General features: G+C 70.3%; 10 protein-coding genes. 7 read left to right on the forward strand and 3 right to left on the reverse strand.

Translation table 11 applies throughout. The features are described from left to right. The first annotated feature begins 22 nt into the window (after nt 1-22). From L0H79_RS05495 to L0H79_RS05520, 6 genes are all read left to right on the forward strand, one after another. On the forward strand, nt 23-931 hold the full coding sequence (locus L0H79_RS05495) for a branched-chain amino acid ABC transporter permease (protein ID WP_301483558.1): 909 nt from the start codon (nt 23-25) through the stop codon (nt 929-931). Beyond that, nucleotides 931-2,043, forward strand: a complete 1,113-nt coding sequence (locus L0H79_RS05500; protein WP_301483559.1) for a branched-chain amino acid ABC transporter permease — start codon at nt 931-933, stop codon at nt 2,041-2,043. The genes L0H79_RS05495 and L0H79_RS05500 overlap by 1 nt, the downstream gene beginning before the upstream one ends. Continuing rightward, nucleotides 2,040-2,945 (forward strand): ABC transporter ATP-binding protein, encoded by a 906-nt coding sequence (locus L0H79_RS05505; protein WP_301483560.1) that lies wholly within the window; start codon nt 2,040-2,042, stop codon nt 2,943-2,945. Before L0H79_RS05500 ends, L0H79_RS05505 begins: the two co-directional genes overlap by 4 nt. After that, on the forward strand, nt 2,942-3,655 hold the full coding sequence (locus tag L0H79_RS05510) for an ABC transporter ATP-binding protein (protein WP_301483561.1): 714 nt from the start codon (nt 2,942-2,944) through the stop codon (nt 3,653-3,655). The genes L0H79_RS05505 and L0H79_RS05510 overlap by 4 nt, the downstream gene beginning before the upstream one ends. Beyond that, nucleotides 3,645-4,709: a proline racemase family protein gene (locus tag L0H79_RS05515; protein WP_301483562.1), complete on the forward strand. Its 1,065-nt coding sequence runs from the start codon at nt 3,645-3,647 to the stop codon at nt 4,707-4,709. The genes L0H79_RS05510 and L0H79_RS05515 overlap by 11 nt, the downstream gene beginning before the upstream one ends. Before the next feature lie 75 nt (nt 4,710-4,784). Continuing rightward, nucleotides 4,785-5,546 carry a GntR family transcriptional regulator gene (locus tag L0H79_RS05520; protein ID WP_301483563.1) on the forward strand — a complete coding sequence of 254 codons (762 nt, stop codon included), beginning with the start codon at nt 4,785-4,787 and terminating at the stop codon, nt 5,544-5,546. Between the two features lie 5 nt (nt 5,547-5,551). Here L0H79_RS05520 and L0H79_RS05525 read toward each other — a convergent pair whose 3' ends face one another. From L0H79_RS05525 to L0H79_RS05535, 3 genes are read right to left on the reverse strand one after another with little or no spacing between them, the layout of a single operon-like run. Beyond that, on the reverse strand, nt 5,552-6,214 hold the full coding sequence (locus L0H79_RS05525) for an MBL fold metallo-hydrolase (RefSeq protein WP_301483564.1): 663 nt from the start codon (nt 6,212-6,214) through the stop codon (nt 5,552-5,554). A gap of 3 nt (nt 6,215-6,217) precedes the next feature. Next, the gene (locus L0H79_RS05530) at nt 6,218-6,922 is read right to left on the reverse strand and encodes a maleylpyruvate isomerase family mycothiol-dependent enzyme (protein ID WP_301483565.1); all 705 of its coding nucleotides are present in this window, start codon (nt 6,920-6,922) and stop codon (nt 6,218-6,220) included. Next, the gene (locus L0H79_RS05535; protein WP_301483566.1) at nt 6,909-8,732 is read right to left on the reverse strand and encodes a glycoside hydrolase family 15 protein; all 1,824 of its coding nucleotides are present in this window, start codon (nt 8,730-8,732) and stop codon (nt 6,909-6,911) included. The genes L0H79_RS05530 and L0H79_RS05535 overlap by 14 nt, the downstream gene beginning before the upstream one ends. Nucleotides 8,733-8,840: 108 nt before the next feature. Here L0H79_RS05535 and uvrA point away from each other — a divergent pair. Beyond that, a partial coding sequence (gene uvrA / locus L0H79_RS05540) for an excinuclease ABC subunit UvrA (protein ID WP_301483567.1) occupies nt 8,841-10,485 on the forward strand: 1,645 nt, incomplete at its 3' end.

A 10,485-nucleotide genomic window follows, 5' to 3' on the forward strand; every position in this document is an offset into this window, starting at 1 on the left:
CGGGCCCACGTCGAAGGAGTCGGTGAACGTGGAGTACTTCCTCCAGCTCGTCCTGAACGGCCTGTTCGTCGGCGCGTTCTACGGGCTCGTGGCGCTCGGCTACTCGATGGTCTACGGGATCATCAAGCTGCTCAACTTCGCCCACGGCGATATCTACATGCTCGGTGCGTTCGCCGGGTACACGATGCTGACCATCGGCGCCGGGGCCCTCGGGGGTGGCTCGCTGGTCGCGCTGGTGGTCATCCTGATCATCGCGATGATCCTCACGGGCACGCTCGGGCTCGTCCTGGAGCGGGTGGCCTACCGGCCGTTGCGCAGCGCGCCGCGGTTGTCGGTGCTGATCACGGCGGTCGGGGCCAGCTTCGCCCTCGAGTACGGGATCGCGGTGCTGTACGGGCCGAACCCGCGGGTCTATCCGGTCGGGTTCGGCAACGCGGCGATCGAGATCTTCGGGGCCCGGCTGACCTGGGCGCAGCTGTTCATGATGCTGGTGGCGGTCCTGCTGATGGTCGCGCTCGACACGTGGGTGGGCCGCACCCGCTCGGGACGGGCGATGCGGGCGATCTCGCAGGACCCGAAGGCGTGCCTGCTGATGGGGATCAACGTCGACAACGTCATCTCGCGCACCTTCTTCATCGGCTCGGCGCTGGCCGGTGCCGGCGGCGTCATGGCAGGCGCCTACTACGGCAAGATCGACTTCCTGATGGGCTTCATCATCGGGCTGAAGGCGTTCACGGCCGCGGTCATCGGTGGCATCGGCAACATCCGCGGGGCCGTGCTCGGCGCGGTCGTCCTCGGGCTGCTCGAGTCGTTCGGCACGGCCTGGCTCGGCAGCGAGTGGCGGGACGTGTTCGCCTTCGGCTTCCTCATCCTGTTCCTGACCGTGCGGCCTACCGGCCTGCTCGGTGAGCGTGTGACGGAGCGTGTCTGATGAGCGACGAACCCCTGCGCGGCTCGACCCCCGAGGACCCGTCCGGTTTCGTGCGGGCCGTGGACGAACGTGGCGCCGCCACGGTCGGCACGGTCGGCGGGGGTCTCACGCCGACCGGCCGGAAGGGTGGCAACCCGGTCAGCCGGGTCGTCGGGCATCCGCTGTTCGGCTGGCTGGTCATAGCCGTCGCGGTGGCGTTGCCGTTCGTCAACTCGTCGGCGTACGCGATCCGGATCTCGACCGACGCGTTGATCTTCATCATGCTCGCGGTGGGCCTGAACGTCGTGGTCGGCTACTGCGGCCTGCTCGACCTGGGCTATGCCGCGTTCTTCGCGATCGGCGCCTACACCTCCGGGGTGCTGTCCACGACCTTCGGCTGGCCGATCCTGGCCACGATCCCGTTCGTCGTGATCGCGGCGGTGATCGGCGGTCTGCTCATCGGGGGTCCGACGTTACGGCTGCGCAGCGACTACCTCGCCATCGTCACGCTGGGCTTCGGTGAGATCATCCGGATCACCGCGAACAACCTCGACTTCACCGGTGGGCCGAACGGGGTGTTCGGTATCCCGGACTTCGGGGACTTCGGGCTGCGCAGCGACATCGCCACGTACTGGGTCGTCGTGGTGGTCGTCGGACTGGCCGTGCTCGCCTCGTCCCGGCTGGGCCGGGGCCGGCTCGGACGCGCCTGGCGGTTCGTCCGCGAGGACGAGGACGCCGCCGAGGCGATGGGGATCCACACGTACAAGGTCAAGTTCGCGGCATACGTCACAGGGGCGATCTTCGGCGGGCTTGCCGGGGTCCTGTTCGCCGTGCACCAGACGGCGATCTCGCCGCCGAGCTTCAACTTCCTCTGGTCGGCCCTCATCCTGATGGCCGTCGTCCTCGGCGGTATGGGCTCCACGCCCGGCGTCGTGATCGGGGCGATCATCATCTCGCTGCTGCCCGAGCTGCTGCGCGGGGCGGAGAACTGGCGCTACCTCATCTTCGGGGTGCTGCTCATCGTGGTGATGATCTTCCGGCCTCAGGGGATCTGGCCGCACCGGGTCGAGGAGAAACCGGACCGCGGTCGGCGCCGGCGCTCATCGCCGGAACCCGAGGAGGTGGCACGGTGACGAGTCCCGCGGTCTCCCAAGCCCGTTCCAGCACGGACGAGCCGGTGCTGCTCGACGTCTCCGGGCTCACCGTCACCTTCGGCGGGGTCACCGCAGTCGGGGGGCTGAGCTTCGACGTGCACGAGGGCGAGGTGCTCTCGGTGATCGGCCCGAACGGGGCGGGCAAGACCAGCGCGTTCAACTGCATCACCGGGTTCTACAAGCCGACCGCCGGGCGGATCCGCTTCGCCGGCGCGGACATCACCGGCAAGCGCCCTGCCCTGATCGCCGCGCGCGGTGTCGCACGGACGTTTCAGAACCTGCGCCTGTTCGGTGAGCTGTCCGTGCTCGACAACGTCCGGGCCGGCATGCACGTGCGGATCCGGCAGAACGCGTTCGACGCGGTCCTGCACACCCCGCGCTACCGACGCAGCGAGCAGGCCGCGACCGACGAGGCCAACCGGTGGCTCGACTTCGTCGGGGCCGCCGGTAACCGGGGCGCGGAGGTGCGCAACCTGCCCTACGGCGAGCAGCGCAGGGTCGAGATCGCGCGGGCGCTGGCGCGGGAGCCGAAGATGCTGCTGCTCGACGAGCCGGCGGCGGGCCTGAACCACGGCGAGAAGGCGGCGCTGCTCGACCTGCTCCGCCGGATCAGCGGCCTCGGTACGGCCGTCGTGCTCATCGAGCACGACATGGGCCTGGTCATGGAGGTCTCCGAGCGGATCGTCGTGCTCAACTTCGGCAAGGAGATCGCCGACGGCACGCCGGAGCAGATCCGCGCCGACCCGGCCGTGATCGAGGCCTACCTCGGGTCCGACGACGCCGAGGCCGAGCAGGAGGCCGAACGGATCGCCGGCAGCAGCGGCGCCCAGGCGCACGAGGACCCCACGGCCGATGCTGCGAGCCAGGAGGAGGACCGGTGAGCACCGTCCTGCAGGTCACCGACCTGGTCGTCAACTACGGCAAGGTCGAGGCGCTCCGGGGTCTGAGCCTCACCGTCGGCGCAGCCGAGACCGTGTCCCTGCTCGGCAACAACGGCGCCGGCAAGTCGACCACGGTCGGTACGATCTCCGGCATCGTGCGCGCCGCGGGCGGCACCGTCACTGCGTTCGGCCAGGACGTCACGAACGCCAAGCCGTGGGACCTGGTCGAGATGGGGATCATCCACGTCCCGGAGGGCCGCCGGATCTTCTCCCGGCTCACGGTCCACGAGAACCTGCAGATCGGCGGCTACACGGTCAGGGACGGCAAGGCCATCGACACACGGATCGCCGAGGTCTACGACCTGCTACCCCGCCTCGCCGAACGCCGCGGCCAGCAGGGCGGCACCCTCTCCGGGGGCGAGCAGCAGATGCTCGCCATCGGACGGGCCATGATCGCCGGCCCGAAGCTGCTCATGCTCGACGAGCCGTCGATGGGCCTGGCGCCGCTCATGGTCGCCCAGGTCATGGACGTCGTGCGGACCATCACCGAGCAGGGCACCGCCGTGCTGCTCATCGAGCAGAACGCCCGCGCCGCGCTCAAGGTCGCCAGCCGGGGTTACGTCCTCGACTCGGGCGTCGTGACGATCGAAGGGTCCGCCGACCGGCTACGCGCCGACCCGAGGGTCGTGGAGGCCTACCTTGGCGCGTGACCTGCCCGTCCGGTTCCGCACCGACGACTACCACACCGGCGGCGAGCCGTTCCGGATCGTGGCCGCCGGTGCGGTGCCGCTTCCAGGGACGACCGTGGCGGACAAGCGGGTCGCGGCGATCGCGAGCGGGCCGGTCCAGCGTGCCCGGCGGCTGCTGTGCAGCGAGCCACGCGGCCACGCCGACATGTACGGCGGGTTCGTGACCGAGCCCGACGACGACGGCGCCGACCTAGGGGTCCTCTTCTGGCACAAGGACGGCTTCTCGACCGCGTGCGGCCACGGCACGATCGCCCTCGGGGTGTGGGCGGTCGAGACGGGCCTCGTGCCGGCGCAGGAGTCCGGCACGCGGGACGTCGTCATCGACGTGCCGTCGGGGCGGGTGATCGCACGGGTCGCCTTCTGTGACAATGCGATCCGTGACGTGTCCTTCGTCAATGTCCCGAGCTGGGTGCACGCACGGGGGGTCGAGGTGGTGACCGGCCGTGGCACCGCGACGTGTGACGTCGCCTTCGGCGGGGCCATGTATGCCGCTGTCCCCGCTGCCGCTGTCGGATTGCGGGTGCGCCCTGCCGACCTGCCCGAGCTGATCCGGACCGGGCGACAGATCCGGGACGCGCTCAACTCGGTCGGTGCCGCGGAGCACCCCGGTGACCCGCGCCTCTCGGGGGTGTACGGGACGATCTTCCACGAGGACGTCGAGCCTGGCGACGCGGTGGCGGCCGCGCCGTTCGAGGGCCTGAGCGCCGAGGGTGCGGTGCACCAGCGCAACGTCGTGGTGTTCTCCGACGGCGAGGTGGACCGGTCGCCGTGCGGCTCGGGGACCGCCGCCCGGGTGGCGCAGCAGAGCCTGGCGGGCGCGTTGCCGGACGGGGCGACCCTCGTGCACGACTCGATCGTCGGCAGCCGCTTCCGGGCGCAGGTCGCACGGCACGTCAAGGCGGACGGCCATGACGCGGTCATCGTCGAGGTGACGGGAACCGCGCACCGGTTCGGCCACGGCACGTTCGTCGTCGACCCGCGCGACGACCTCGTGCCGGGCTTCGTGCTGCGGTAGCCGGCCGGATCGAGAGACAGGGGCGCGACCATGACACCGAAGGCCAGCACACCGAAGACCAGCACACCGAAGGCCGTGACAGCATCAGGTATGGGCCTCTCCGGCACCACACCACAGCACGGTCCGGCCGAGCCGCCGCTCCGGCTGCCGAGCTTCGACAACCGCGCCAACCTGCGCCAACAGGTCGCCGAGACGCTCCGGTCCCTGCTCATCACCGGGCAGATGCGCCCGGGCCAGGTCTACTCGGCGCCGAAGCTCGCGGCCGAGTTCGGGGTCTCCGCCACGCCGGTGCGCGAGGCGATGCTCGATCTCGTCAGTGAGGGCCTCGTCGAGGTCGTCCGCAACAAGGGCTTCCGGGTCACCGAGCTCGACGACCACGAGCTCGACGCGATCGCCGAGCTGCGCGGCTTCGTCGAGATCCCCGTCATGGGCCTCGTCGCGGAGCAGTGCTCGGGGCCCGTCGCCGCGGCGGTGCAGGAGCTGCGCCCGCTCGCCAGGCGGATCACGAAGGCGGCGGCGACGAACGACCTCGTCACGTATACGGAGGTGGACAACGAGTTCCACACCCGGTTCCTCGCGCTGCACGGCAACGCGCACGTCGTCAGCGTCATCCGCGACCTACGGCACCGCTCCCGGCTCTATGGTCTCGAGGCCCTCGTCGAGGCCGGCGTCCTGGCCCAGCTGTCCGAGGAGCACGAGCAGATGGTCGATGCGGCCCTGGCCCGCGACGGTGACACGATGCGCCGGCTGATGACCCAGCACATCGGCCACATCCGGTCCACCTGGGCCGGCCGCTCCGCCACCTCCTCGCGAGTGCCCGGTCCGGGGTCCGGCTGACCGGGTCACCAGCCGCGGTCGCGCCACTCCTGCAGGTGTGGCCGCTCGGCGCCCAACGTCGAGTCGTCGCCGTGCCCGGGATAGAACCACGTGTCGTCGTCGTAGACGTCGAAGACCCGGGTCGAGACGTCCTCGATGAGCGAGTCGAAGCTCTGACCCGGATAGTGCGTCGCCCCGACGCCGCCCGGGAAGAGCGAGTCCCCGGTGAACAGGTGCGCCCACCCGTCGGATCCCCGGTAGGCCAGGGCGATCGAGCCCGGGGTGTGGCCGCGCAGGTGGATGACATCGAGGTCGATGTCGCCGAACGACACCGTGTCGGCGTGATCGACCGGCACGTCCACCCGCACCGGCAGCGCGTCGGCATCGTCGCGCCCGGCCACCGTCCGGGCACCGGTCCGGGCGATCACCTCCGACAGGGCACGCACATGGTCCCAGTGCTGGTGGGTCGTCACGACCGTGTGCAGACCCCCACCACCCGAGGCGACGAGCTGCATGATCCGGTCCGGCTCCTCCGCGGCGTCGACGAGCAGCTGCTCGTCCGTGGCCCGACAGGTGAGGAGGTAGACGTTGTTGTGCATGTCCGACACGCAGAGCTTGCGGATCGTCAGGCGATCCAGCTCGCGCATGTCGACCGGTCCGCCCGGCTGGACCTTCCCGGTGTAGGCCATCGCTCAGAACCCCCTCGGCAGCTCGGGTACCGGACCGTCGCTCGTCACGTCACGGGCGTCGCGGCGCAGCAGCCATCTGAGCATCCCGGCTCGCGGGGCACGGACGGTGAGGCGGCCGTCGCCGACGATGACCCGGTCGCCGGTCGTGGTCTCCAGCCGGAGTCCCGGGGCGTCCGCAGCCACCTCGAGGCGTCGCGCCGCGTCCCGGAGGAAGAGCTCGCCGACGGCCTCGTCGACGTCCTCGAAACCGAAGCCGGCGTCGAGGTCGACGTGGTGGATGACGACCTCGCGAAGCCGCATGAAGGGCAGCCGCGCCGCGAAGACGTGCTCACCGCCGGGGGTCCGCTCGAACGTCACGTCGGGCAGCTCGCGAGGGTGCACCTGCGCGAGGAGCGGCGCGAGCTGCGCGGCGGTGTGCCGCACGTCCTCGGCCAGCTCCGCCGCCGAGCGGCCGGCACCGGCCTCGATGTCGGCGTCACGCTGGGACTGGCCGGCATACATCGTCTCGCCAGACCTGCTCGTGGCGGCACGAGCGGCGCGGGCGATGCCCTCGGCGTTGCGGGCCAGATGCGTCAGGACGTGCGCCCGGGACCAGCCCTCACACAGCGAGGGACCGCGCACGTCGTCGTCGGTGAACGAGGCCACCGTGGTCAGCAGACGGTCGGTCTGTTCGTCTACGAGCCGACTCGTGACGTCACTGCGGTCCATGGGGCTCCCCTCCGCGCGCCTCCCACAGTGCGAGGGCGGCGCCGACGAGAGTCAGGTGGGAGAAGGCCTGAGGGAAGTTGCCGACCATGCGCTCGCCGACCGGGTCGTACTCCTCGGCAAGGAGCCCGACATCGTTGCAGAGGCCCACGAGCCGGTCCATCAGCGCGGTCGCCTTGTCCACCTGGCCCGCCTTCGCATAGGCGGTGACGAGCCAGAACGAACAGGCGAGGAAGGGGTGCTCGGTGCCCGCCAGGCCGTCGACCCCGCTCTCGGTCCGGTAGCGCAGAACGAGCCCGTCGGGCATGAGGTCGCGCTCGACGGCGCGGATCGTGCCGAGCATCCTCGGGTCGTCGCCGTCGATGAACCCGACGGCCGACATGACCAGGAGCGAGGCATCGACCTCGGTCGTGTCGTAGTGCTGCACGAAGGTCTGCCGCTGTTCGTCCCACCCCCGGGTCAGCACCTCCTCGCGGACCCGGTCGCGAAGGTCGCGCCACGTCTCGACCGGACCATCGAGACCATAGTCCTCAACGGCGCGGATGGCCTGGTCGAAGGCGGCCCACACCATCACCCGGGAGTGGGTGAAGTGGCGCAGCGGGCCGCGGATCTCCCAGAGCCCGTTGTCGGGCGCGTCCCAGTGCTCCGCCAGGTTGTCGACGAGGGCCTGCTGCAGCTGCCACGCCTGGTCGTCCTCCGCCATGCCTCGGCGGCGTGCGTCCTGGACGGCGATCATGACCTCGCCGAGGACGTCCGTCTGGCGCTGGGCGGCGGCGGCGTTGCCGATCCGGACCGGACGGGACCCGGCGTAGCCGGGCAGGTGGTCGAGCTCGCGCTCGTGCAGGTCCCTGCCGCCATCGATCCGGTACATGATCTGCATGTCCTCCGGGTCTCCGGCGATGGCGCGCAGCAGCCAGTTGCGCCAGTGCTGGGCCGCATCGACGTAGCCGCATCCGACGAGGGCCTCGAGGGTGAGGGCGGCATCGCGCAGCCAGCAGAAGCGGTAGTCCCAGTTGCGCCTACCCCCGAAGTCCTCGGGCAGTGACGTCGTCGGTGCTGCGACGATGCCCCCGGTGACGCCGTTGGTGAGCAGGCGCAGCACGAGCAGCGATCGGGTGACGATCTCCTGGTACGGCCCCTGGTAGGTGCGCAGGTCGGCCCACCGGTTGGTCTCGGAGAGGGTCTGCGCCACTCGGGCCTGCACGGACTCGGGCGGGGGGATCGACTGGTGGCTGGGGACCCACGTCGTCGAGAAGGTCATCCGTTCACCTGCAGCGACGTCGAACTCGTCGACATGCCGATCGTTCGAGGCGCTGGGCAGCCGGCTGCCGCGCAGCACGAGCATGTCCGGTCCGGCGACGGCGGTGATGAGCCGGCTCCGGCCGCTCTCGAGATCCTCGACATGCCGACTGATCCAGGGCCGGGTCTCGCCGTAGCCGAAGCGGACGATCCACTCGTGGCTCATCCGCACCGTCCCCGCCAGGCCCTCGACGATGCGCAGTACGTCGGCGCGTCCATCGGCGATCGGCATGAGGTCGGTGACCCGCACCGTGCCCGTGGTGGTCTCGTGGACCGTCTCGAGCACGAAGCTGCCGTCGACATAGCGCCGGGTGCTGTGCGCGTCCGGGTCCACCGGCCCGAGCAGCCACCGCCCGTTGCCGGACGTGCCGAGCAGCGCCGCGAAGCAGGCGTGCGAGTCGAAGCGGGGCAGGCACAGCCAGTCGATCGAGCCGCGTCGGCTCACGAGCGCGGCGGTGCTGAGGTCGCCGAGCACGGCATAGTCCTCGATGGGCGTGCACGTCGTGTCAGCCATGACATGGAGTATGCCGCTCACTCCTGTGCCGGCGGATGTGTCCTCCCACGCGACGCCCGTCTCATCCCGTGAAGGACTCGAGAAGGTGTGTCGGTGCAGACACCTACCATGGAGCGCGTGACCGTCAAGGCCTCCGCCAACCCGCATGCCCTCGTCGTCAGGGGTGCGCGGGAGCACAACCTCAAGGACATCTCCGTCGACCTGCCGCGTGACAGCCTCATCGTCTTCACCGGCCTGTCCGGCTCCGGCAAGTCCTCCCTCGCGTTCGACACGATATTCGCCGAGGGGCAGCGCCGCTACGTCGAGTCGCTCTCGGCCTATGCCCGCCAGTTCCTCGGTCAGATGGACAAGCCGGACGTCGACTTCATCGAGGGACTGTCGCCGGCGGTCTCGATCGACCAGAAGTCGACCAACCGCAACCCGCGCTCGACGGTCGGCACGATCACCGAGGTCTACGACTACCTCCGGCTCCTGTTCGCCCGGGCCGGCCGCCCACACTGCCCGGTGTGCGGCGAGCCGGTGACCAAGCAGTCCCCACAGCAGATCGTCGACCAGCTGCTCACCCTGCCGGAGCGCACCAGGTTCCAGGTTCTCGCTCCTGTCGTGCAGGGTCGCAAGGGCGAGTTCGTCGACCTGTTCGCCGAGCTGCAGACCAAGGGCTACGCCCGGGCGCGGGTGGACGGCGAGGTGGTGACGCTGACCGAGCCGCCGCGGCTCGAGAAGCAGCGCAAGCACACGATCGAGGTGGTCGTCGACCGCCTGGTGGCCAAGGGTGACGATACGGGTGCCAAGCGGCGCCTCACCGACTCGGTCGAGACCGCCCTCGGCCTCGCGGGCGGGGTCGTCCTGATCGACTTCGTCGACCGCAAGGACGAGGGCGACGACAACGCACCTCGCGAGCGTCGCTTCTCGGAACGGATGGCCTGCCCCAACAACCATCCCCTCGCGATGGACGAGGTCCAGCCGCGCTCCTTCTCGTTCAACTCCCCGTTCGGGGCGTGCCCCACGTGTACCGGGATCGGCACCGAGCTCGAGGTCGACCCCGATCTCGTCATCCCCGATCCCGACCTCTCGCTCGCGCAGGGCGCGATCGCCCCGTGGGCTCAGGGCTCCGGCTCCGCCGAGTACTTCCAGCGTGTCATGACCGCGCTGGCCGACGACCTCAAGTTCACGATGGACACCCCGTGGCGCTCGTTGCCTGCCCGGGCCACCGAGGCACTGCTGCACGGGCAGAACTACAAGGTGCACGTCCGCTACCGCAACCGCTATGGGCGGGAGCGTTCCTACACGACCGGGTTCGAAGGCGTCGTCCCGTTCATCAAGCGTCGGCACGCCGAGACCGAGTCGGACTGGAGCCGCGAGAAGTACGAAGGCTACATGCGTGAGGTTCCCTGCCCCGCGTGCGGTGGCTCGCGGCTCCGGCCGGAGTCGCTCGCCGTCCTCGTCGGGGGGAGCAGCATCGCCGAGGTGTGCGCCCTCTCGATCGAGGAGACGAAGTGCTTCCTCGACAGGGTCGAGCTGACCCAGCGGGAGCGGCAGATCGCCGAGCGCGTCATCAAGGAGATCCAGGCCCGCCTCGGGTTCCTGCTCGACGTCGGGCTCGACTACCTCTCGCTCAGCCGGCCGGCCGGCACGCTGTCCGGCGGCGAGGCCCAGCGGATCCGGCTCGCCACCCAGATCGGCTCGGGCCTCGTCGGCGTGCTCTACGTGCTCGACGAGCCGTCGATCGGGTTGCACCAGCGCGACAACCACC

Origin of the sequence: Intrasporangium sp. (assembly GCF_030452765.1) — a bacterium.
GTDB lineage: Bacteria > Actinomycetota > Actinomycetes > Actinomycetales > Dermatophilaceae > Intrasporangium_A.